17 protein-coding genes are annotated in these 23644 nt (G+C 45.3%); 3 read left to right on the top strand and 14 right to left on the bottom strand.

Going from position 1 to position 23644, the window contains the following annotated elements:
• Position 1: 1 nt before the first annotated feature.
• Genes ACX5KA_RS08065 through ACX5KA_RS08045 form a run of 5 tightly spaced genes read right to left on the bottom strand, consistent with a single transcriptional unit; the run spans position 2 to position 4012 of the window.
• Positions 2-646 carry an SCO family protein gene (locus ACX5KA_RS08065; protein WP_014977801.1) on the bottom strand — a complete coding sequence of 215 codons (645 nt, stop codon included), beginning with the start codon at positions 644-646 and terminating at the stop codon, positions 2-4.
• Positions 643-1560, bottom strand: a complete 918-nt coding sequence (cyoE, locus tag ACX5KA_RS08060; protein ID WP_039221385.1) for a heme o synthase — start codon at positions 1558-1560, stop codon at positions 643-645. Before cyoE ends, ACX5KA_RS08065 begins: the two co-directional genes overlap by 4 nt.
• Positions 1553-2770 carry a COX15/CtaA family protein gene (locus ACX5KA_RS08055; RefSeq protein ID WP_458730839.1) on the bottom strand — a complete coding sequence of 406 codons (1218 nt, stop codon included), beginning with the start codon at positions 2768-2770 and terminating at the stop codon, positions 1553-1555. The genes cyoE and ACX5KA_RS08055 overlap by 8 nt, the downstream gene beginning before the upstream one ends.
• A 5-nt stretch (positions 2771-2775) precedes the next feature.
• Positions 2776-3315, bottom strand: coding sequence for a hypothetical protein (locus ACX5KA_RS08050; protein ID WP_014951380.1), 540 nt, complete (start codon positions 3313-3315; stop codon positions 2776-2778).
• The gene (locus tag ACX5KA_RS08045) at positions 3308-4012 is read right to left on the bottom strand and encodes an SURF1 family protein (RefSeq protein WP_458730838.1); all 705 of its coding nucleotides are present in this window, start codon (positions 4010-4012) and stop codon (positions 3308-3310) included. The genes ACX5KA_RS08050 and ACX5KA_RS08045 overlap by 8 nt, the downstream gene beginning before the upstream one ends.
• A gap of 45 nt (positions 4013-4057) precedes the next feature.
• On the opposite strand from ACX5KA_RS08045, the gene ACX5KA_RS08040 reads away from it, so the two are divergent.
• Entirely contained in the window at positions 4058-4267 is a 210-nt protein-coding gene (locus ACX5KA_RS08040; RefSeq protein ID WP_458730837.1) for a DUF2909 domain-containing protein, read from the top strand.
• A gap of 15 nt (positions 4268-4282) precedes the next feature.
• Here ACX5KA_RS08040 and ACX5KA_RS08035 read toward each other — a convergent pair whose 3' ends face one another.
• The 7 genes from ACX5KA_RS08035 to ACX5KA_RS08005 form a co-directional block, all read right to left on the bottom strand.
• Positions 4283-5176 carry a cytochrome c oxidase subunit 3 gene (locus ACX5KA_RS08035; RefSeq protein WP_136782458.1) on the bottom strand — a complete coding sequence of 298 codons (894 nt, stop codon included), beginning with the start codon at positions 5174-5176 and terminating at the stop codon, positions 4283-4285.
• A gap of 23 nt (positions 5177-5199) precedes the next feature.
• On the bottom strand, positions 5200-5787 hold the full coding sequence (locus ACX5KA_RS08030; protein ID WP_458730848.1) for a cytochrome c oxidase assembly protein: 588 nt from the start codon (positions 5785-5787) through the stop codon (positions 5200-5202).
• Between the two features lie 147 nt (positions 5788-5934).
• The gene (ctaD, locus tag ACX5KA_RS08025) at positions 5935-7578 is read right to left on the bottom strand and encodes a cytochrome c oxidase subunit I (RefSeq protein ID WP_039221368.1); all 1644 of its coding nucleotides are present in this window, start codon (positions 7576-7578) and stop codon (positions 5935-5937) included.
• A gap of 10 nt (positions 7579-7588) precedes the next feature.
• Entirely contained in the window at positions 7589-8752 is a 1164-nt protein-coding gene (gene coxB, locus ACX5KA_RS08020) for a cytochrome c oxidase subunit II (RefSeq protein ID WP_458730836.1), read from the bottom strand.
• Positions 8753-9333: 581 nt separating this feature from the next.
• A complete protein-coding gene (gene lexA, locus ACX5KA_RS08015) occupies positions 9334-9960 on the bottom strand; it encodes a transcriptional repressor LexA (protein WP_039221362.1) in 627 nt (208 codons plus the stop codon).
• A 112-nt stretch (positions 9961-10072) separates the two neighbouring features.
• On the bottom strand, positions 10073-13633 hold the full coding sequence (locus ACX5KA_RS08010) for a hypothetical protein (RefSeq protein ID WP_458730835.1): 3561 nt from the start codon (positions 13631-13633) through the stop codon (positions 10073-10075).
• Between the two features lie 175 nt (positions 13634-13808).
• Positions 13809-16097, bottom strand: coding sequence for a sensor domain-containing diguanylate cyclase (locus tag ACX5KA_RS08005; protein WP_458730834.1), 2289 nt, complete (start codon positions 16095-16097; stop codon positions 13809-13811).
• Between the two features lie 341 nt (positions 16098-16438).
• On the opposite strand from ACX5KA_RS08005, the gene plsB reads away from it, so the two are divergent.
• A complete protein-coding gene (plsB, locus tag ACX5KA_RS08000) occupies positions 16439-18892 on the top strand; it encodes a glycerol-3-phosphate 1-O-acyltransferase PlsB (RefSeq protein ID WP_039221355.1) in 2454 nt (817 codons plus the stop codon).
• Positions 18893-19172: 280 nt separating this feature from the next.
• Here plsB and ilvA read toward each other — a convergent pair whose 3' ends face one another.
• Both ilvA and ilvD read right to left on the bottom strand, forming a co-directional pair.
• The gene (ilvA, locus tag ACX5KA_RS07995) at positions 19173-20720 is read right to left on the bottom strand and encodes a threonine ammonia-lyase, biosynthetic (RefSeq protein WP_039221353.1); all 1548 of its coding nucleotides are present in this window, start codon (positions 20718-20720) and stop codon (positions 19173-19175) included.
• Entirely contained in the window at positions 20720-22570 is a 1851-nt protein-coding gene (ilvD, locus tag ACX5KA_RS07990) for a dihydroxy-acid dehydratase (RefSeq protein ID WP_136782450.1), read from the bottom strand. The genes ilvA and ilvD overlap by 1 nt, the downstream gene beginning before the upstream one ends.
• A gap of 428 nt (positions 22571-22998) precedes the next feature.
• Here ilvD and ACX5KA_RS07985 point away from each other — a divergent pair, with 428 nt between their 5' ends.
• Positions 22999-23616: a trimeric intracellular cation channel family protein gene (locus ACX5KA_RS07985; RefSeq protein ID WP_039221349.1), complete on the top strand. Its 618-nt coding sequence runs from the start codon at positions 22999-23001 to the stop codon at positions 23614-23616.
• The last annotated feature ends 28 nt before the right edge of the window (positions 23617-23644 follow it).

Here is a 23644-nt window from a genome sequence, read left to right as displayed (position 1 = left end):
ATTACTGCTTCGAGATTATTATTGGCATATCTGCCAATATTTGCTGGGAATCACTTATCGATAGCTTTCCTGGCTCTCTTTTAGGTTTGAATCTTCCTATCACCCTAGCTTCAGGGTCGACAAGTACGACAGATGCACTGTGGTCAACTAAATAGTTGGGGTTATCGGTACTTTCAGCAATGGCATACATCATTCCTAAATTACGTACAAAGGGGAATAGCGCCTTGTGCTCTCCAGTAACGGCAATGAACTCCTCATTAAAATAGCTCACATACTCTGAAAGTCTTTCAATTGAATCGCGATTTGGATCAACGGATACAAAAACAATTCGAATAGGTTCGACACTATTTAATGCTTTTAGTTCAGGATATATACCGTTCAGTTCAGCCATGGTAGTTGGGCAAATATCGGGGCAGAAGGTATAGCCCACAAATACTAAGCTCCACTGCCCTTCAAGCGACGAATTATCAAACACTTCACCTTCATGAGATGTAAGTGAAAACGGTGATAATGCTCTCGGCTCTGGGTAAGTCTGAAAGTATTCAGGCTGACTTTCAACATTTGGGGGCGCGATATACAGCGCCCCTACGATGCCTGCACATAGCGCTAAAAATGCAACAAGGCCGACGGTAGTTCGTTGATTCATAAACTCAGTGGTATGTAGTGATCTAAGAGTAATACGACAAACAATACCATGAGATGAATAATTGAAAACCTAAAAGTTTTCATTGCAGTTTGTGGCTCTGCATCGAATTTTAGCTTTAATGCATAGTATAGAAATCCAATGTTAAGCACACTTGAGCCAATCAAATAAATGAGATCGCTCATGCCTGTAAGGTAGGGCAGCAAACATACAAGCCCCAACAATACTGTATACAGCAACACTGACGTTTTCGTAAATGACACACCGTGGGTTACCGGCAGCATGGGCACCTTAGCTTTGGCGTAATCTTTTTCTCTATGAATAGCGAGCGCCCAAAAATGCGGCGGCGTCCAAGTAAAGATAATCAGCACTAAAAGCAGGGCATGGGCATGTATTTCCCCTGTAACCGCGGTCCAACCTAGAAGCGGTGGAGCAGCCCCTGCTAAACCGCCAATCACGATGTTTTGTGGTGTCGCTCGCTTTAAATACATCGTGTAGATAAACGCGTAGCCTACTAAACTTGCTAAGGTTAACCACGCGGTTAGCATATTCACAAAAAGAGCCAACACTACAAATCCACCCACACCTAAAACGCCTGCAAACCACAGCGCGTTGTTTACGCTAACCTTGCCTTTTGCGACGGGGCGATTAAATGTACGCGCCATCACACTATCTATCTTATGGTCGACAACGTGATTAATAACCGCAGCAGAGGCAGACAACATACCAATACCCAATAAGCCACAGATAAGTACGGTTGCGTTTACCCACGAAGGCGTAGCTAAACACATGCCTACTAACGCGGTTAACAGCAACAACATGACGACATTAGGCTTAGTCATTTCATAGTAATCTCGCCACGTGACTACATTGTGCTGACGTGAAGTACGCGCATGTAAAGAGACCGATTTAGCCATGGAAACCTCCTGGAGCTTTAGGGAGAATATGAGAAGACGTTGACGCGTTTAAAGGGTCGTGCAAAGGCGCTTCGTGGATGCTAAATGCACCTGCACCCTGCAGTGGTTTCGAACTTGAGAATGAGCCTGTATTTCGTTTTTCTGTACCGAAGACGTTATCGTTTTCTAGTGCCAAAAATACGGTAAAAATGAGGTTGAGTAGGGAGAGAAGTAACACAGCTGCGACCGCGTTATGCATTACAGCGACAGCCAGTGGCAGCATAAAGATAATGTTGCTAAGTCCTAATGCCACTTGCGTGCATAATGCTACCAACATAAACGCACCCACATATTTTTGTTTACTTGTGGTGTAGCGGCTTACCAACACACTTATACCTAGTGCTAGCAAGTATAAAAACGTGATGACCGCGCCGAGCCTATGCACTATGTGCATGGTAACTCGTTCGCCGTAATCGTGAGCACCAAACTCATAGTTGTCTGCGTCAGGCACACTGAATGCACCTGCCAAATCAATTCTTTCCTGCCAACCGCTTTCACAGACCGGCATTTCCGTACAGGCTAACGCGGCATAATTGGCAGAAGTCCATCCACCAAGAGCAATCTGGGTAACAAGCACGCCAAGCCCAATGAAGGCGAAAAGTTTAAGGTTTCGCTGAAAGACCTTGGCTTGAGGTAAGTCGGTAATGTCTTGTTCATGCATAGCTGACGCGATGGGCGCTTGTTTAATTTTCGATGCATCGCCTGCGGTGTTGCGCAAACGGAGGTAGAGAATAAACAGGCAAGAGAGTACAGAGAAGCCCCCCAGCAAATGCCCCATAACTACAACGGGAAGGAGATTGAGCGTCACGGTCCACATACCAAGTGCTGCCTGGAAGATAATGAGCCCTAGCAGTAACAGAGGTAATTTAACGGGCGTGCTTTTGTCGCGTTGCCGAATAGCAATAATGGCAATAGCCAGTACACACAGCCCCAGCGTTCCTGCAAAATAGCGGTGAATCATTTCATTCCACGCCTTAAATGCCTCTACTGGACGTTCAGGAAAAGCGGCGTTAGCTTGTGCCACTTTTTCCTCACTCAAAGGCACGGTTAAGTTTCCGTAACACCCAGGCCAGTCGGGACATCCTAGCCCAGCGTCGGTCAAACGCGTATACGCACCGAGAATAATAACGACCGACGCCAGAAAAATACTGAATAGGGTTAATTTTTTCATGGCCATTATCCTATACGCGATAATTTTAGGAGCTTTCTCATATCTGCCAGCATGTTGCGGCTTTCCATCACGGCGTCTTTTCTATCGTCTTTAATGTCGTAAAAGAGCATGGCGTTATTTTGCGTATCAACAATATAAACACTGCTAGAGGCAAGCGCCGTTGGTGTAGTAACGGGTAAGGTTTCGACAAAAGGGTAGTCTTCTAGCGCGGCTATCGCAGTTTGGTCGCTTGAAGCGGTAGTAACGACCACTGCTTGAGCACGGTCCGATTCTTTACCTAGCGCAAGCCACACTTGGTTAATGCTAAAAAGTGCGTTCTCGCACACTGCGTCACATTTACTTGGCATCACATACAACAAACGCCATTTAGGTTCCGCGTTTTCTAAAAGCGCACTCATGTCGATGGTCGGCGCGAGCAGCTGACCTTTATTTGTCGCGCCTTTAGTAAACCAATCGTTATCAAGTGCGAGCTTTGCCAAAACAACAGGTAAAACAAACACGGCTACCATAATAATTAATGTTTTTTTCGAAGCAGCATTACTCATAACTACGTCCTTTCTTACTAATTGCAAAGCCGCCAATGGCTGCAGCGGCAATAGCTAAACCAAACCATTGAACTGCATAGCCAAGGTGCTTTTCAGGAGACATTACGACGGCCTGATGTTCACGAATAAACGCGGGGTCAGGCGTGGTAAGGTGAAGAATAAAGGGTAAAAGTTTGCGCTCTAAGGCGTTGCTTAGTGCAGGGAATTCTATGTGTTGTACCAGCGCGGGGCTTTGCGACAAAGCCATGTTGGTCTCTTTCACTAAGGGGTTGTTACCCGGCACGCTAAGCACGCCGATAAATTCGCGCGTTTGGCTTGTAAAACTTATATCCGGTAACGTGCGCGTTAAGTCTGGCGCAGGCACCCAGCCAAAGTTAACCAGGAGCCACCCGACATTGGTATTTACCGGTACAATGACGTCGAAACCCACCCGCTGATTGTGAATTTGATTATCTAATAACAGCACATGGTTAGCGTCTATTGCGCCGCTGAACGATACCAGTATATCCCTAGGGTCGTCATGAGACAGCGCCGTTTCTAAACTCAAGGTTCCATTACTTTGCTTTTGCGCTATGCTAGCTAAGCGTTGTTGCTTTTGGACCATGCGATCAAGTTGCCAGTACCCTAAACCGCACATAATCGCCACACTAAAGCCCGTGAGTAACCAAGGAATAACGTGGCGAGTGCGAGAAAACATGATTATTTCGCACCATGCAAAATTAGAATAAAAACAGAGGTGAATATGTTGATAAAAATAGTCCTTGTTGCGTTAGTGCTGTACATGATTGTGAATTTGTTTATGGCGATGCGAATCATGATGAAAAACGACACATCAAAAGGGCCTATGAGTAAGTACATTAGTCGACGCGTGCTCACTTCTGCCGTCATTGTTATTATTATTCTTATCGCTATTGGTACCGGTTTAATTACCCCAAACCCAAGGCCTTACTGAGTTTGGGGATTCCTTTTAAAGTACGTAAACAAAGATGTAGAGCATGACCCACACTACATCTACAAAGTGCCAGTACCAGCTCCCCGCCTGAAACGCGAAGTGGTTTTCAGGCGTGAAATGGCCTTTCAAGACCCTAAAAAACAATACAATTAGAATGATGGTGCCAAGGGTCACATGCATGCCGTGAAACCCTGTGAGCATAAAGAAGGTGTTGCCGTAAATGCCTGACTGAAGCGTAAGCCCCAAGTCGCGATACGCATGTATGTACTCTTCTACCTGTAGGAACAAGAACCCACATCCAAGTAAGATAGTGATACCCAGCATTAGGGTTAGCTGTTTGCGTTTGTTTTGCTCTAGTCCCACATGAGCGAAATGAAGTGTAATAGATGAGATAAGCAAAATAACCGTGTTAATAGTGGGCAAACCCGCAGCACTCATTTCCTGTGTGGTAGTGCCGCCTGGCGTTGACACCAGCGGCCACATGGCCTCAAAGGTCGGCCATAAAACTTCATTGGTCATAGCGTTATTCGATGCGCCACCAAGCCACGGAACGGAAATAAATCTCGCGTAGTAAAGAGCACCAAAAAACGCAGCGAAAAACATCACTTCTGAAAATATAAACCAGCTCATACCTTGTCGATACGAGCGCCCCAGCTGGTCGCTATAAAGCCCGGCCATAGATTCGTCAATTTGATTTTTAAACCAGCCAACAAGCATAACCAACAACACGGCTATTCCCGCTAGAAGAATATGACCGCCATAGCCGGTTTCACCTTTAGTTGCCTGCACCACATAATTCCCTGCGCCAACGGCGATAAGAAATAGAGCAACAGCCCCTACGATGGGCCATGGACTTTGTGCGGGTACATAGTATTTTTGGTATTCGTGATTCTGTACTTCGGTTTGCATTTTCATCTCCTTACCCCTTCGGCTTATTCGCCAGCTGATGGTGTGGAAGCCATAAAGGGATTCGGTGTTGTTGTTAGGTCACTGGCTCGCGCTGTGACGTCATAGAGTGTGTACTGCAAGGTAAAAAACGTAATTTCTTCAGGTAGCTGAGGGTCTACATAAAACTGCATGGGCATATAGGCTTCACTACCCGCATCTAATGGCTGCTGATTGAAGCAGAAGCATTCAGTCTTGTTCAGGTACAGTGCTGCCGTTCCTGGGGATACAGAGGGAATGGCCTGAGCTACGATATTGCTTGATGCAGGGTTTCTCACATAAAACGACACCGTATTAAGTTCGCCAGGGTGCACTTTCACGCGCTTGGTTTCAGCACGAAACTCCCAGGGCATACCGGTATTTGTGCGAGTAATAAACTCGACGGTCACTTCTCGCGAGTCATCAATCTCAACCGATTGATAAACCGCAGCCGTGCCTTCGGTTTTTCCGTTAATTCCCGTAACGTCGCAAAATACGTCGTACAAGGGAACAAGGGCAAAGCCGAAGCCAAACATGCCAATAACAATAGCAACAAGTTTGATAACCATCTTGTTATTTGCACTTTGCTGTGACATCACGTGACCTCCGGGTAAATCCATAGATGAAGGTTGATAAACGCTTGTTTAACCGCCTATCTACCTCACCACCTGCAATGTGTGAATGTCATTCCCGTCAGCTTTTGCCGATTGAAAGGAATGACCAATTCACAACTCCACCTACCGTTACTTAACGACAGGTGGTGTTTCAAACGTGTGATAAGGAGCGGGTGATGGAATTTCCCATTCCAATCCTTCTGCGCCGTCCCAAACTTGCGCCGATACCGGCTCACCTTGCTTTTTGCACGCCTTTATAAGCAGGGCAAGAAAGATGAGCTGAGATAAACCGAATGCGAAACCACCCAAGCTTATCCATTTGTTAAAATCAGCGAACTGTAATGCGTAGTCAGGAATACGACGCGGCATTCCAGCCAAACCAACAAAGTGCATAGGGAAGAACAACACATTGACCGATACTAGTGAGCACCAGAAATGCCATTTAGCTAAGGTTGTGTCGTACATTTTGCCTGTCCATTTAGGCAACCAGTAATACACGGCTGCCATGATAGAAAAGACCGCGCCAGTTACCAGTACATAGTGGAAATGGGCTACAACGAAATATGTGTCGTGATATTGAAAGTCCACGGGCGTGATCGCCAACATTAACCCTGACAACCCACCAATGGTAAACAGTACAATAAAGGCAATAGCAAACATCATAGGCATTTCAAAGCTCAGTGAGCCGCGCCACATGGTCGCTACCCAGTTAAACACTTTTACCCCAGTTGGCACCGAGATAAGCATGGTGGCAAACATGAAAAACATTTCCATGTACACCGGCATGCCCGTAGTAAACATATGGTGAGCCCACACAACGAATGAGAGCAGGGCAATAGACGCCGTGGCGTAAACCATAGACGCGTATCCAAACAGCTGCTTTCGAGAGAAGGTAGGAACAATTTGCGAGATAATGCCAAAGGCGGGCAAGATCATAATGTACACTTCAGGGTGCCCGAAGAACCAGAAAATATGCTGGAACATAACCGGGTCGCCGCCACCAGCAGCATCAAAAAAGCTGGTGCCAAAGAACTTGTCCGTTAACACCATGGTAACCGCGCCGGCGAGCACTGGCATTACCGCAATCAGCAAGAACGCTGTGATAAGCCACGTCCATACAAACAGCGGCATTTTCATCCAGGTCATGCCTGGTGCACGCATATTAAAGATGGTCACAATCACGTTAATCGCACCCATAATGGATGAAATACCCATGATGTGAACAGAGAACACAAACAATGCTGTCGAATCGCCACTGTAAGTCGTTGAAAGGGGGGCGTAGAAAGTCCAACCAAAAGCAGGGCCGCCGCCTTCCATAAAGAGCGAGCTCAGTAGAATGAGAAAGGCACCAGGTAAAATCCAGAAGCTCCAGTTATTCATGCGCGGTAACGCCATGTCAGGGGCGCCGATCATCATGGGAATAAGCCAGTTTGCGAGCCCAGTAAAGGCAGGCATTACTGCACCAAATACCATGATAAGTCCGTGTACCGTGGTCATTTGGTTAAAGAAGTTTGGCTCTACAATTTGTAGACCAGGTTGGAATAGTTCAGCGCGGATCACCATGGCCATCGCACCACCAACTAAAAACATGATAAAGGCAAACCACAGGTAAAGTGTGCCTATGTCTTTATGGTTAGTGGTAAACAACCAGCGCGTTATCCCTTTAGGAATATGATCGTGGTGTTCATGATCATCATGTAGGTGATCGCCATGTGCTTGACCGCTATGAGGCGCAGAGGTATCAGGCGAAATAACTTCAGTTGCTTTGCTCATTTTTCTGCTCCTAGTTTCCGTTTGCCACTGCATTGACGTCTTTGGCCTGAACCATGTCGCCAGTGTTATTGCCCCAAGCATTGCGCTCATAAGTCACTACCGCTGCAATTTCTTTAAGGCTTAGCATTTTGCTAAACGCCTGCATAGCAGTACCCGACTTACCGTGAAGTACAATATCAATGTGACCTTGCTGATCTTCTAACGCCATTTTGCTGCCTTTTAATGCCGGGAACACGCCAGGTAAACCTTCACCATTTGGCATATGGCAAGCAGCGCAGGTGGTGTTGTAAACACGCTCGCCAACTTTCATTAACTCATCCATCGACATGTTCATAGAAAGTAGACGCTGCTCTTCTTCTTTTGCTTTACGAACAATTTCTTCTTGTTCGCCCATCCATTTATCAAATTCAGCAGGCTCTTTAGCAATCACCACAACCGGCATATAGCCGTGGTCTTTCCCACAAAGTTCTGCGCACTGTCCGCGATAAATACCAGGCTCATTCACCTTGGCCCAAGACTCGTTAATAAAGCCGGGGTTGGCATCTTTTTTCACCGCAAAATCAGGAACCCACCAAGAGTGGATAACGTCGTCTGAAGTAATAAGAAAGCGTACTTTTTTTCCAGTCGGGATAACCAATGGGCGGTCTACTTCCAACAGGTAGTTATCTGTTTTCTGGAACTTGTTCTCTATCTGCTCGCGTTGAGTAGCAAGCAATGAATAAAACTCAACGTCGCTGTCCATGTACTTGTAGTGCCACTTCCACTGTGAGCCTGTTACTAGCACAGTCATGTCAGGCTCAGATGTGTCTTCCATCGCAATCAGCGTATTCGCTGCAGGCACAGCCATAAAAATAAGAATAAGAAAGGGGATAACGGTCCAAGCAATTTCAACTTTCACGTTCTCATGAAAATTTGCTGGCTTCGCGCCACGGGACTTTCTGTGCAGATACATCGAGGCAAACATAACCCCAAACACTACAACAGCAATGCCAACGCATATAAAAAACATCAGCATGTGGAGGTCGTAAACCTGGCCACTGATGTCAGTGGCACCGCGTCTTAAGTTTAGTGAAGAAGCCTCTTCACTGACTTCTTGGGCAAGAAGCAAAGGGGAAAGAAGCAAAAACGGTATTGTTGAACACCATTTTGCGAAAACGGTCGTTAGTTGTTTCACTCAGCACCTCCGTAATAGCAAGACCAAAAACGCTGATTATTTTGCGCGATGCCCTACCAAATGGTTTGCGAACGATTGACCCATTACCTCAACTTGTAAAACAAATTAAGAGTCATTGTTATTATTTTGTTAATCTTTGTCTAAGAATTGCGCAATAATGCCGTGCCGTCTAGTCTTTTCTGTTAAAAATTTAACGAAGTGTTCAATTTTTAATCATTTTATTTGGCAGCCTTACGTTACATATTGGATGGAAAAAGAAATGAGCATGTAGTAGCCGAGGATAAAATCAAACGCACATTTTGAACAACACAAAGGTTTTATCAGCAATCATTTGATCATAAAATCAACAACTAATAGGTTGCTAATATTTATTTTCAAACAGACTTTAAAATAATGAATGCATATTCATTAGTTCATTCACAGGCAAAATACGCTTAATACGTTTTCTGACAGTCATGTTTGGGTTCGTTTTTTAAAAGCGTGCTTAGTCACCCTAACTCCAGAAAACTGGTAGAAATAAAGCAATAAAAGGCATAAAAAAAGCGGCTAGTGCGCCGCTTTTCATTGAAGGTGTTAAAACCTTACATCCAATCCGCGTTTCTTATAACGCCCACTGCGATCCCCTCAATAGCAAAAGGTTCGTTGGCTAGGTCTACTCGAATAGGTGCGAATTCTTCGTTTTCGGCATGAAGTAATACTTCACGACCACGTTTCTCTAAACGCTTTACCGTAACGTCTTCGTCTACACGTGCCACAACAACCTGGCCATTGTGAACATCGGTGGTGCGATGCACAGCAAGGAGATCACCATCTAAAATACCTATGTCCTTCATGCTCATGCCGTTAACACGCAGTAAAAAGTCTGCTTGAGGTTGAAACAGTGCAGGGTCTACCTTGTAGTGTGATTCTACGTGCTCTTGCGCCAAAATTGGCTCACCCGCCGCCACACGCCCGATGAGAGGTAGGCCTTCTTCTTCAGGTACGTCATTTTCGAGGGGAATATTGAGTTTGATACCCCGAGAGGTACCCGGCAGAATTTCTATCACGCCTTTACGCGCCAAGGCTTTCAAATGTTCTTCTGCAGCGTTGGCAGAACGAAAACCAAGTTGACGAGCGATTTCCGCACGCGTAGGCGGCATCCCCGTTTCTTGCATGGTAGTTTTGATAAGTTCTAAAACTTCTGTTTGTCGAGCTGTGAGTGGGCGCATAAAAGACCTGTCTGTTCATACAGTTCCTGTAAGTATATACACCTAAAACTAAATAACAAGCACTTGCCGCGTCTTTTGCCATAAGCAATAGACAGCGACAAGTGTATTACCTTTATTTCACAAGAAGGGCCATGTTCGGATTACCTATTTGAAGCTCTACTTCACCGGCATTGTTCTTTCGGGTACGCATACCATCGACATGATTAATGCCAATGGAAGGGCTACGCCAAATGACATGTCCTTTGTTATCTATTTCAGTGACTCGGTAAGCAACGTTGTCATAATATCCATACGATGAGTCATATTCTTCAGCTTGGTAAATGCCAAGTATTGATTGATTAGACGATGTCGTTGGAATAACGGCTATATTCTGAAGATTGAATGTAGGCGTTATGGCCTCTTTAAGTACCAAGGCGTCATTTGTTACGTCATAAATATTTATTCTATTGTAGTTTCTATCTAAGCATGCGAACTCAGAGGCGTCGTCACCATCAGCATTAATTCTTATCAATTGACTACAAGAAACATCTAGTGCATTTAGTCCGACAAACTCGCCATCTTGCATTGTATAGAGCTTTAATGATTCATAGCCACTAACAGCAAAGAAGTGTTCGCCATTATTGGTGAGCTCAGCGACAGTATCAATTGAAAACTCATTAATGACAGCGTCGATGAGAACTTGGTTCTCAATATCGAATGCTTTAAGTCGATTGTTTTCAACAATGACCGCATCAACAAAATTATCGTCATTAACGTCTATTGCTTCGATGAGTGAGATTTGGCTGTTTTGATTTTGGCTCAGTGACCACTGAATTGAGTTATCTGACAACTTAACTACGTTGAATGATGTATTGCTATTCAAAGCTCCTGTGAATAATTCACCCACGCCATCATTGTTATAGTCAGTAACAACGGGTCTGCTATAGTCAAAAACATCGTCGCCAAGTTCGTCGCTGATGGTAAGTTCATTCTTCGTGTTAACTGACAGCACCTGAATTGATGTGTAGTAGTTAGTTGTCTCACTAACAAAGACTGCTCTTTCATCATTATCACCAAAAGGGGCCCAGCCGGCAGCAAAGTAATTAGAAGAGTGTGCTTCAGTTTGTATATCTGATAAGACGTAGTCGCCCTCAGCATCTTGCTGTGCAACCTGAATTTCGCTGTCGCCGGTCCAGATTATTTCGTTTCGGCTATCGTTATTCAGGTCGCCGATTAAAAGCGACATACCGCTATACGTATTATGAATAACGCTCCATTGTTCCGAAATTTGACCACCTTCAAGCGTGAAAGCTTTCACCTCTCCCCACTGGCACTCAGAAATTACAAACATTCCCTTATTTGTATGGTCATCTTTGCTATAGCTCAAATCGCAGATATCGTTATGCTCAGCTGTCGCCAAATTACTTTTCGATACCGCTGAATAGACTGAAATATTCTCCCAACGGTCGGCACCAATGATTTCATCGACACCGTCGTTGTTCATATCACCGACAGCGACGTAAGCGTCGCTAAACCCATTGCCAAAAAGCCATTGATTAGCGCCGCTATTAATATCGAAGACGTAACCATTGTTAGTCACCAACTCGATAGACGCGTCGTCGTCCACATTACCAAAAGAAAGGGTTGATACACCATCGACATCGAACTGCTGTAACTTCTCACCAGTTGTTACATTATGAATGGAGATAGAAGTCGCATCGTAATAATGATCGCCGTGAAGGTATGCAATTTCTTCAATACCGTCGCTATCAATATCGTAAAACCATCCTGACGTAATTTTATCCTCTGCTACAAATACAGTTTCCGCGTTGTCGTTACGATCTTTTATAACTGACAAGCCTTGTTCAGTAAGGATATAGATTTCATCATTGCTATCACCGTCAGCATCTTGTGTATAAACGCCTTTAATTTCTCCTCTGGTAGGTAACTTGTAAGGGTACACATAGGTATTTTCTAGTTTATTCCCGTTTAACGAGAAGGCGCCCACATTTCGATGATTGACGGATATGAGTTCATTCCCACCCTTGGTTGAGGCAATCGCAAAACCTCTATTATAAATTGGTGTTATTGAAGTTGTGCGAGCAAACGCCGGCGCTTTATCTGCATAAGCAGTTATTTCTACGGTTTGCAGGCTCTCATCGCCATCCAGACTCGCAAAGCTAAAGATATATGTTTGCGCATTGAACAGTTGACTGTCGGGCACCTGCCACGTTAGTAAGCCGTTGTCGTTTAAGGTAACTCCTGTAGGTGCAGCGACAAGCTGGCCTGCAACATCACTATTAATTTGATCGGGGTCAGTCATGCTTACCGTGAACTCGACGTAACCACCAGCAGTTACCGATTCAGGCATATTGGAGACGACAAGTGTCATTGGAGAGTCACTGATAGTGATAAAAACGGGTTGTGATTCAACGATATTAACACCGTCGGACACTACCATAGTTACTTTCAGTTCATCGCCGAATACCGCGTTATAAGCAGGCAGTGTGCTGCCGCTAACACCCTCTATAACAACGTTATTAATGTACCAGCGGTAAGATACTGACAGGTCAGATTCAGGCGTATCAGAGTCGTAATAATACCCCTCATCAACGGTTATATCGTCAGACGTGTAAACAGGGTCATAAGCATAATAATAGGGTTCACCAGCAACGGGAGGCGCTGAAATAGTTTCTATATCGGATAGAACGATGTTCGCGGTATTGCTGCTTGCAAATGTCTCGATACTGCTGAAAAACACGCCAACATCATAGGTGTCATCCCCGTTCGTATCTTCACCATAGCGAACCGCACCTTGCATAATATCAATGCCTGCGGTTCTATTGCCTTTAACTACAAGAGAACCTTGGGAAGCATAAGGTAGTCCTCCTTCCTCTGAGAAGTAAGAAAAATCAAGCTTACCTTTTGAGCCAATATGCATTGTCCCCTCGAACTCAGAGGAATACCCCAACCCATTAAAGCCATCGAAAGCAGTTCCATTTATTTTATAGGCTTCACCGTTAAAGGTCGCGGCCATGTACTGAATGAGTTCTTCGTTGTAGTAACCCGTGCGTGGGTCGTAACTTATTTCAGCTTTCATTAACCCTTTTAGCGTTGCACGTTGACTCCCTCTTCCTATCGAAAGACTCGTAAAATAGGACGTTGCCTCGAAATTGTCGTCATCTGATTTCGTAATAGCCACAGAAAATTGACCATCGTGATACGCGCTCAAATAATAGTGTAGGCATTGGTCATAATCGACAATTATAGTTCCGAGGCCTGTGCTTAAATCGAGTTTTCCAGAGTACTTGATTGAGCCACTATCTGAGCATTGTATAACGCCATCAATGTTGCCGTTAGCATCGACAAGTTCAGAAACTTCAAATATGTCAAGATAAGGTGAACTAGCGAGATCTTCACCAAAAAGCGTAATATATACATTTTGCACAGCGCTGATGTCAGCGATTGCAACGTTTGTTTCACCCGTATAGCTATTATCAGCATAACGCTTAGCTGCAGTGTCTAGCTGTGCTATCGAGTAGTCTAAGGGGTTCGATAAAATTTCTAATGAAGTGGGCTCTGGGGGCGGTGCAGGTGTCGGGTTAGTCGGAGAGTCCGAGCCCCCTCCACCACCACAGGCTGTAAGAGCTAGAATAGAAAAAAGGCCAGAGAAACCCAAGCGCGAAGTGTTCATACATCGTCCCTGATTTGTAAGGCATGGTGGCCTAACATCAGCCAAAAGTACGACACATGCCTAGTTTGTTTATAACATTAAAATGTTCGGTTTTTATAACTTATCTTCGTTTTCCTGGCAATATCTCTGTTGCCTGATACACAAGTCGCTAGCGGTTATCGACATGCAGTGACGGTCAATCGTCTCCCCAGACAACGCGATTTCGGCCTTGCTCTTTTGCTTTATAAAGGGCTCTGTCAGCGGTTGATAACAGCGCGCTAAAGTCTGCGCCGTGGGTACTATCGACAAAAGTAGCTCCTATGCTGATGGTAAGGTTTATTTGATCGGTTTTATAGTTAACAACACTTTCTTCAACGGCTATACGCAGCGCCTCTAGCTGCGTGTTAATTTCTTTTCTATTTTTGCCCAGCATCACAACAGCGAATTCTTCTCCGCCAAGTCGCGCAACCACGTTGGGTGAACGATTTTGTTTCGCTATTTTTTGCGCAACAGTAATTAACGCTTGGTCACCCGCGTCATGACCGTACGTGTCGTTTACCTGTTTAAAATAGTCGATATCTATAATTGCCACACACGCACTATGATGCTGTTTTGAAAACACGATGCACTCGTTAATAAATGCTCTTCGGTTATACAAACCCGTTAATGAGTCAGTCATAGCTAATTGCCGCAGCTTTTCTTCAGCGACAGCGCGTGCATCTTCTAATTCTACTGCATAGAATAGACCGGCTAATGCATCTAAAAGAGGCTGTAGAAATTTGGCATCTTCTATAGAGTAGGGTTCAAACTTATTGGCCAAACCAATCATACCCACGACTCTGTCTTTGACTTTGATAGGCAAACCTAAAAAACGGCTAATTCGCGGATGCCCTTGGGGCACACCTTTAGATTTCGGATGACTCCCAGAAGCATTACTTATCGTAATTTCTCCCGTTACAATAGTGGTACCGAAGAGGTTATCAAAACTGCTGAAGTATAAATTGCGCTTTTTATACTCGTTATATTGTGTGAAGCTGCTGGTGTCCCAAACGATTTCGGAAATGGCATGGATAAACAGCCTCGATGCATCGCCTTCATTTTTCATTTGCCCTACGAAAGCAAACTGACTGTCCGAAATATCAATGAGTTCGGGCAATACTGTTTGACAGGCCAAGGTCAAATCGTTGTTTTGAAGGTATGAAGCTCGGGTCTTATTAATAAATTGCAGGAGCTGAGTTTTCTTTCTCTCGTGAAGCTCGCTTTCCATTCGTTGGGTGATGTCACGATGAATTCCGGCAACCCGGGTGGGTTTACCCAGAATGTCAGATTCTACAGTTTTTCCATAGCTTTCGACCCAAACCCAAGAGCCGTTAGTATGCCTCATGCGAAACGTAGTATTGAAAACCTTGCTCTTTCCAGCAATATGTTCGTGTAACTGCTTTTCTACTTTCACATAATCCGCAGGGTGAATCAGCTGTCTGAAAAAGCGCGAACTGGTGTCATAGTATTCATATTCAAGACCGACAATATCGCACCAGCGTTTGTTGACTTGGTTTACATCAGCGGTCAAATTCCAATCCCACGTACCTAACTCAGAGGCCTCCAATAATAGTCGCATACGCTGGTTTGTTTTGTTGAGCTTGTCTTCCACATATTTTTGGTCGCTGGTATCAAATAGAAATGCCTGAACGGAATACAACATACCGTCTTCACGGAAACTAGCCGTAGAGATCATACTTACCCAAATGGTACGTGTGGGCGTGGCAATTTGAAGACGACAGGTATGCGTTTCCACGCCCTCCATATGGGCCTGCATGGCGAATGTAAAGTCGCCCTCAGCGTCTTGTGTCAAAACATCGCCAAGCTCGACTGCGCCGCTCAGTAAATCTTGGGACGATATGCCCAATACGCGCTCGCTATTCTTTGAGATATGAACCAGTTTGAGCGACGTAGTATTTCGCCACGTAGCCAGAACAATAGGGGACTTTTCTATTAACCCATGCTCACGCTTGAGTGCTTCGTGTTCTTTTGAAAGAGAAATATGCTGACTGACAAGCGCGCCAATTCGATCTAGAACTTCTAGACATTTCTTGTCAATTTCTCTTGGAACGGTATCAATAAGACAGACAGCACCGATAACCTCGTCATTAATTTCAATGGGTGTGCCTGCATAAAAGCAGATGTGCGGCTCACCCGTCACTAGAGGGTTGTCTTTAAATCTTGGGTCTTCTTGGGCATTGTTTACAACAACTTGTTGACGCTCTTGCACGACATGACTACAAAATGCATGTTCCCTACTCACCTTGGAAAGTGAAGTCCCATATCGCGCTTTGAAAACCTCTTCAAACTCACCAACGATGCCAATTAGCGCAATAGGCACTTTGTATGCCGCAGCTAACACCACCATAAGATCGTTGAGATCTAATGGCACCTCGTTGTTAAGCATAAATTCATCAATTGTCTTCAGGCGGTTTTGATCATCCACTACATCTTGCTCATATTCATTGACCTTTATAAAAGTAGTAACAGTCTCAACTTATCGCAATGAAATACCAATCTGTATAGATAATTTTCCATTCAGAAGGCGCTGGCTAGTTTCCTAGCGAAGCGCGGGAATGCAAGAATGGCTGCTCCCTTACAAATTCCCAGAATGAAGTTAGGAAGCTTGCCAGATCTTCCCGAACACGAAAGACGCAAGCTCTTGTGAACTTTCTGTGCAACAAAGAGTCTGTAACGCCAGAAAAGCGATAAGATTGGCGAGTCGCGAGATTGTGATGCGATTGTGTTACACTTCACCCGTTTTTATTTCATAGGATTACATAATTCATGTCGTGGATGCGAAAAGCCCTTCTGTCGGTGTTTCATTATCCTGTTAAGTTGCTGGTCAAAGCTCACAGTATTCCAGTTAACGTTGAAACCGAACTAGGAATAGATAAAAGCAAACCTATTGTTTATCTACTTCCCAACAACTCAGTGACAGACCAACTTGCACTGAGAATGTCGACAAAAGCGCTAGGTTTACCTAGTCCTACAGATACGCTCACATTGGCAGGGCGAGAATATTCGTCGACGCTGTTCTTACGTAAAACCCAGCCTATTTTTCGCTCGTCAGTCGAAGATACTGGGATTGAAGAGGTTTTCACTGACCTTTTTCATTTACATCGAGACCATGAAAATCTAGATTTACAGGTCGTACCTGTCTACGTCACGTGGGGTCGTGCCCCGGGGCGCGGGAACCCTGGTTTAAGCGATTTAATTACGGAAGCTGCAGCTCCAAGCTGGCTTCGCAAATTGTTCATCGTGCTATTTTTAGGCCGTGATAACTTCATTAACTATTCTAAAGCCGTTTCTGCACGTGCCATGTCTAACCAACACGGCAGCGATCAAAGCATTGCTCACAAACTCGTACGTGTGGCGAGTACTCACTTTCAGCGTAAGCGTCAAAGCATGACCGGCCCCACCTTGCTAGAGCGTCAGGAACTAAATAACAGTGTGTTAGGTTCAGATGCAGTGCGTCGAGCCATTGCTGAAGAATCGCGAAGCAAAAAAGTGACGCATGAAAAAGCAAAGGAAACTGCACAGAGCTATATCACTGAGATTGCTGCAGATTACCGTGAAGGACTTATCCGTTTTGGTGACAGACTGCTCACACGCATTTGGAACAAGATTTATAACGGGATTAGTGTAGGTCACGCTGATCGCATTCGTGAACTCGCCGCCAATGGTCATGAGATCATTTATGTACCGTGTCACCGCAGTCACATGGACTATCTGCTATTAACCTACGTGATTTATCACGAAGGTATGGTAACACCGCATATTGCAGCAGGTATTAATCTAAATTTCTGGCCTGTGGGCAAGGTATTCCGCCGTGGCGGAGCATTCTTCCTACGTCGCAGTTTTGCAGGCAACAAGCTCTACACCGCGGTATTTAGAGAGTATTTAGAGCTGCTGTTTAACAAAGGCTATTCAGTAAAATACTATCCTGAAGGTGGTCGTAGCCGAACGGGTCGCTTAATACCGCCTAAAACCGGTATGCTAGCCATGACTATTCAAGCCATGCTTAAAGGTGTTAACCGCCCTGTAAGCATAGTGCCTGTCTACATTGGCTATGAAAATGTGATGGAAGTGAAGAGCTATTTGAACGAGCTTAAAGGCTCTAAGAAGAAGAAAGAATCTAACCTTCAGGTGTTCTCTGCCATTCGTAAACTTAAAAATTACGGGCACGGTTATGTAAACTTTGGTGAGCCTATTGCGCTTAACCAGTTTCTTGAAAGCCATGTACCAAACTGGCGAGATTGCCGCGACGCCGAACCTGAGAAAAAGCCGGCTTGGTTAACCCCTGCCGTTAATGAGTTGGCTAACAACGTAATGACCCGCATTAACCGTGCGGCTGCATTAAACGGTATGGCGTTAGCCTCGTTATGTCTATTATCTTCTAAAAGACAAACCATGAGCGAAGCCGAGCTTAAACAAGCCATGGGCGATTTCATGGATTTATTTAAAGCCGTGCCGTTCAGCGATGATGCCACCATTCCAGATTCGTCGGCGGAAGAACTACTGCGCGATACGCTCAAGTTAGGTCGCTTTGATATCAACGAAGATGATTACGGGCGCTTGATCAGTCCACAGCCAAAGTCCGCGGTGTACCTGACCTATTACCGCAACAACATTTTGCACTTATTCGCAATCCCTGGTCTTATTATGGCCTCTATATTTGCGAAGAAAGGCACTACGAAGAGCAGCATTTTTCAGCTTATTGCTGCACTTTATCCGTTGCTGCAAAAAGAGCTGTTCTTGCACCTTACCCAAGATGAAGCGCTTGCGCACACTGACGCACTGATCACAGCGATGCTCGACAACGGGCTATTACGCCAAAAAGATGGCGAGCTTTTACCGCCAGATGCACACTGCAAACAATTCCATTCATCATGGCTATTAAGCCGTTGTATGCAGGAAACATTACAGCGTTATGCCGTGGTATTAACTATTTTAGATAAAGAAAAAATAATTAGCCGCAGTGCATTAGAACGAGAAAGTAAACAAGTCGCCGAGCGTTTATCAGCGCTTTACGGGCTTAGCTCACCTGAATTCTACGATAAGAACGTACTGTCTAGCTTTATCAGTGCTCTAAAAGATAACCATTGGTTAGATTCTGAAAAAGACGGTAGCCTAAAATACTCGGAAGAGTGTGAGGCGTTGCGCGCTGATGTTATGGACTTAATATGGCCTGAAATGATTCAGCATTTGGAAAATGTTGCCCTCAACTCTGCAAATTAGCGATATTGTCGCAGGCAGCAGCTTTGCATTAGTCTTAGCAAAAACCCATGCATTAGCATGGGTTTTTTATTGTGCGCCTACCTAGTCAATGGCCTCTTTTGATGCAGATACGCAACGCTCTACAAATGCGAAGCCAATAAGGTCAAAATAGTGCCGCTTTGTATCGCTCCTCGGTAAACTTGCGCTTAACGTGAAGCAGTACAAAGCGAAAACGGTTAAAAACGAGCCATTGTTCGTATATGTATTGTTATCAAAGCCTTTTCGGCATACCAATAAGACTTTACGCTGGTTGCGACAGGAAAAAGCGATATGCAGGATTATCCGTTACTTCTTCAACCTTATAACCTAACTCGGCAACATGCTGGTTAAAGTCATCTCGACTTTCTGGGGCGATATCAAAGCCAGCCAGTACCAAACCTTCTGCTGCGCCGTGGTTACGATAGTGAAATAGCGTAATGTTCCACTGTTCACCCAACGTATTTAAGAAATTCAATAACGCACCCGGGCGCTCCGGAAACTCAAAGCTAAATACTTGCTCGTTAAGTATTGTCGGCGGCCTACCACCAACCATGTGACGAACATGGAGTTTGGCTAACTCATTATCCGTTAAGTTAACGCAGTCATACCCCTTGCTTTCAAGGTCGCTTTGCAGTGCAGCAAACTCTTGCTGCCCGCCTTTAAGCTTAACGCCAACAAAAATATGTGCTTCGCTCTCACTAGCATAGCGATAATTAAATTCGGTTATTGCTTTTGCCCCAACGCACTCGCAAAACTGTTTAAACGCACCTTTGGTTTCGGGAATTTTAACCGCAAAGACGGCTTCTTTCTGCTCGCCTAACTCACAGCGTTCAGACACGTAGCGCAGGGTGTGAAAGTTAATGTTTGCACCACACAGAATACCGCCCAGCTTTTTACCTTTTAGGTCATGTTGCTTTGCGTATTTACGAATTGCCGCCACCGACAATGCGCCCGCAGGCTCAGCAATAACACGGGTGTCATCGAAGATATCTTTTATAGCCCCGCAGATTTCATCATTGGTAACGGTAATGGTTTCGTCGACTAAACGATTACACAGGCGGAAGGTCTCTTGCCCCATTACTTTAACAGCTACCCCATCGGCAAAAATGCCGACGCTTTCAAGCTCTGTTGGCGCGCCTTGCGCTTTTGCTTTAATAAAACAGGCCGACTCTTCTGACTCTACTGCTACAATTTTTATACTTGGCTTTAATTGCTTTAGGTACACCGCAATACCCGCGGCTAAACCACCGCCGCCAACAGCTATAAACAAAATATCAAGATTGGGGTTTTGCTCTAGCAGTTCTCGCGCAACTGTGCCTTGCCCCGCGATGACATCGGGATCGTCAAAAGGCGGAACAAAGGTATAGCCATGGGTTTCGCACAATGCTTTAGCGTGGTTACTCGCTTGGTCAAAGCTGGTGCCATGCAATACCACATTCACGTTATCACCACCGAAGCGGCGTACTGCATCTACCTTGATATCAGGCGTGGTTTCAGGCATGACAATGGTCGCCTGAATGCCCTTCATTTTTGCGCTGTACGCTAAGCCTTGTGCATGATTACCCGCCGAGGCGCCAATTACGCCAGCTTGCAATTGCTCGTCGCTTAGTGAACAAATACGGTTATAGGCACCGCGCAGCTTAAAGCTTTTTACCGGCTGCTGATCTTCCCGTTTCAGAAAAATTTCATTGCCAAGCTCGGCTGAAAGCAAAGACATATAGGAAAGTTCACTTGCCACTGCTACATCGTAAACAGGGGCAAGTAGGATTTTCTTTAAGTATTCATGATCGCTAACGTGTTCGGCTGCCATTATAGATTTTCCAGCTTAGTCACATCACGCACTGCACCTTTGTCGGCACTGGTTGCTAACGCCGCAAAGGTTTTAAGTGATGTGGAGACTTCACGAACGCGATCTTTCGGCTTCCAAGGCTTATCACTGGCTTCCATTTTCGCGCGACGCTCTGCTAGTTCTTCATCGCTAATAGCAATGTTGATGCTTCGGTTAGGGATATCTATTTCAATTTTATCCCCATCTTCCACTAGGCCAATGCCTCCGCCACTGGCAGCTTCGGGGGAGCAGTGTCCAATAGACAAGCCACTAGTGCCGCCGCTAAAACGCCCGTCTGTTACTAAGGCGCAGTGTTTACCCAATCCTTTAGATTTCAAGTACGACGTTGGATACAACATTTCTTGCATACCCGGCCCGCCACGAGGGCCTTCGTAGCGAATAAAGACCACATCACCGGCTTTTACTTCATCGCCCAAGATACCTGCTACCGCGTCGTCTTGGCTTTCGTAAATACGGGCAGTACCGTTGAATTTTAAAATAGACTCGTCCACACCTGCGGTTTTAACAATACAGCCATCTTCTGCTAAGTTGCCATAAAGCACCGCTAGGCCGCCTTCTTGGCTAAACGCATTCTCGATGGAACGGATACAGCCGTTTTCGCGGTCATCATCAGCTTCATCCCAGCGACAATCTTGGCTAAAGGCTTTAGTTGTACGAATACCCGCAGGGCCCGCACGATAGAAAGTAATTGCGTCTTTATTTTCTGGATTAGTGATATCCCACTCGCTAATAACGTCAGTAAGCGGTTTACCTAAAACATGGTTAACATCGGTGTTCAGCAAACCCGCTTTATTAAGTTCGTTTAAGATACCTAAAACGCCACCCGCTCGGTGTACATCTTCCATGTGATATTTCGGCGTAGAAGGCGCCACTTTACAAAGGTGAGGCACTTTGCGAGACAAACGGTCGATATCATCCATAGTGAAAGGCACTTCACCTTCCATTGCTGCTGCTAGCAAATGCAGAATAGTATTGGTTGAGCCGCCCATAGCAATGTCTAGGCTCATGGCGTTTTCGAAAGCTTTAAAGTTGGCGATATTGCGTGGCAATACGCTTTCATCATCATCGCCGTAGTAACGCTTACAAAGCTCAACAATCTGCTTTCCGGCCTGCTTAAACAAGCCTTCACGGTCGGCGTGGGTAGCCAGCATAGAGCCGTTGCCCGGCAAGGATAAACCTAACGCTTCGGTTAGACAGTTCATGGAGTTCGCAGTGAACATCCCTGAACATGAGCCGCAGGTAGGGCAGGCAGAGCGCTCAATTTCATCAGTATCAGCATCGCTAACCTTGTCGTCTGCTGCCGCGACCATGGCGTCAACCAAGTCTAGTTTAATAAGCTGGTCTGAAAGCTTGGTTTTACCCGCCTCCATTGGACCGCCAGATACGAAAATAACGGGCACGTTCAAGCGCATAGACGCCATTAGCATTCCCGGGGTAATTTTGTCGCAGTTAGAAATACAAACGATGGCATCGGCGCAATGTGCGTTCACCATGTATTCCACTGCATCAGCAATAATTTCTCGAGATGGAAGGCTGTACAGCATGCCGCTATGACCCATGGCGATACCGTCATCCACTGCGATAGTGTTGAATTCTTTCGCCACACCACCCGCTTCTTCAACGCTGCGCGCCACTAACTGGCCGAGATCTTTTAGGTGAACGTGCCCAGGTACAAACTGCGTAAATGAGTTAGCAATAGCAATAATAGGCTTGCCGAAATCAGAGTCTTTCATTCCTGTTGCACGCCATAGCGCACGAGCGCCGGCCATATTTCTACCTTGCGTGGTAGTTGCAGAACGTAACTTGGGCATAAATCCTTCCCGTTAATTTAAGGTTCTAGGTTTAGGCGCTAGACCTTTTTGTGAAACTAAAAAACAGTGGTAAACCAGTAATGTTTTGGCTAGTTTTCCAATACGCGCTGTTTTACTCAAAATTGCATGTCATACTGATGATGTATTAAATCATCTTAGGTCGTTCAAGCGAAGGGCGACAAAGCCTAACTGCTTACAGACCAGTAGCGCTTTGTTTTATATGATATCTTTGACTTATAATGCCGTATTCCTCTGGCATTACAAAAATGAAATGTTGTTCGTTCGGGGTTATGGCTTTACCCCTCCACGCAATGCGCGGCAGACCGCGAATTGGTATTGCGCAAAGAAATAGCATGAAACACACAGCGTGATCAAGTTTTTTGCGGCAGAAATAGCGAGTTCTTACTAGTAGTAAAAGGGTAAAAAGCATGTTCGATTGGTTTCACTGGTTAAACCTAGCAGGCGTTGCTGTATGTGCAATTTCCGGCACCCTTATGGCTTATCAAAAACGCATGGATGGATTTGGCGTGGTGGTCCTCGCCAGTGCTACCGCTATTGGCGGAGGAACACTTCGCGATGTGATGTTAGATGTCCCCGTGTTTTGGATCGCTGATACCGATTACTTATATACCACGCTCATTGCCGCTTTTATTCCCATTATTTGGCTACGAGTAAGTCCACGCTTCCCGTTTCACTATTTATTAATCGCCGATGCTTTTGGACTGGCGCTATTTAACGTGGTTGGCATAGAGAAAGCCCTAACCAACGACACAGGCATGGCAGTGGCGGTTGCCATGGGCACCATTACTGGTGTATTTGGCGGCTTGTTACGGGACGTTATTTGCCGAGAGGTACCTCTGGTACTCAACGGAGAACTGTATGCCATGACCTGTATTGCAGGGGGCGTGGTTTATGGAATAGGCATGCAAATGGAACTCGCTACACAGTGGTGTGGTATTGCGGCCCTTGTCACAACCGTATTGTTTAGGCTTGGTGCCATGCGCTGGCATTGGCAGCTGCCTGTATTCTATAACGACCATCATTAACGCCAAGCACCTGTTTTATGGGGAGGGC

This window comes from Alteromonas alvinellae (assembly GCF_902705805.1).
This window is presented reverse-complemented; position numbering and strand designations above follow the sequence as displayed.

Coding starts and splice junctions, on each gene's coding strand:
- ACX5KA_RS08035 (WP_136782458.1), bottom strand. CDS start 5,176: ATGCAAACCGAAGTACAGAATCACGAATACCAAAAATACTATGTACCC.
- ilvA (WP_039221353.1), bottom strand. CDS start 20,720: ATGGCAGCCGAACACGTTAGCGATCATGAATACTTAAAGAAAATCCTA.
- ilvD (WP_136782450.1), bottom strand. CDS start 22,570: ATGCCCAAGTTACGTTCTGCAACTACCACGCAAGGTAGAAATATGGCC.
- ctaD (WP_039221368.1), bottom strand. CDS start 7,578: ATGAGCAAAGCAACTGAAGTTATTTCGCCTGATACCTCTGCGCCTCAT.
- ACX5KA_RS08065 (WP_014977801.1), bottom strand. CDS start 646: ATGAATCAACGAACTACCGTCGGCCTTGTTGCATTTTTAGCGCTATGT.
- lexA (WP_039221362.1), bottom strand. CDS start 9,960: ATGCGCCCACTCACAGCTCGACAAACAGAAGTTTTAGAACTTATCAAA.
- cyoE (WP_039221385.1), bottom strand. CDS start 1,560: ATGGCTAAATCGGTCTCTTTACATGCGCGTACTTCACGTCAGCACAAT.
- ACX5KA_RS08010 (WP_458730835.1), bottom strand. CDS start 13,633: ATGAACACTTCGCGCTTGGGTTTCTCTGGCCTTTTTTCTATTCTAGCT.
- ACX5KA_RS08055 (WP_458730839.1), bottom strand. CDS start 2,770: ATGAAAAAATTAACCCTATTCAGTATTTTTCTGGCGTCGGTCGTTATT.
- plsB (WP_039221355.1), top strand. CDS start 16,439: ATGTCGTGGATGCGAAAAGCCCTTCTGTCGGTGTTTCATTATCCTGTT.
- ACX5KA_RS07985 (WP_039221349.1), top strand. CDS start 22,999: ATGTTCGATTGGTTTCACTGGTTAAACCTAGCAGGCGTTGCTGTATGT.
- ACX5KA_RS08045 (WP_458730838.1), bottom strand. CDS start 4,012: ATGTTTTCTCGCACTCGCCACGTTATTCCTTGGTTACTCACGGGCTTT.
- ACX5KA_RS08030 (WP_458730848.1), bottom strand. CDS start 5,787: ATGTCACAGCAAAGTGCAAATAACAAGATGGTTATCAAACTTGTTGCT.
- ACX5KA_RS08040 (WP_458730837.1), top strand. CDS start 4,058: ATGTTGATAAAAATAGTCCTTGTTGCGTTAGTGCTGTACATGATTGTG.
- ACX5KA_RS08050 (WP_014951380.1), bottom strand. CDS start 3,315: ATGAGTAATGCTGCTTCGAAAAAAACATTAATTATTATGGTAGCCGTG.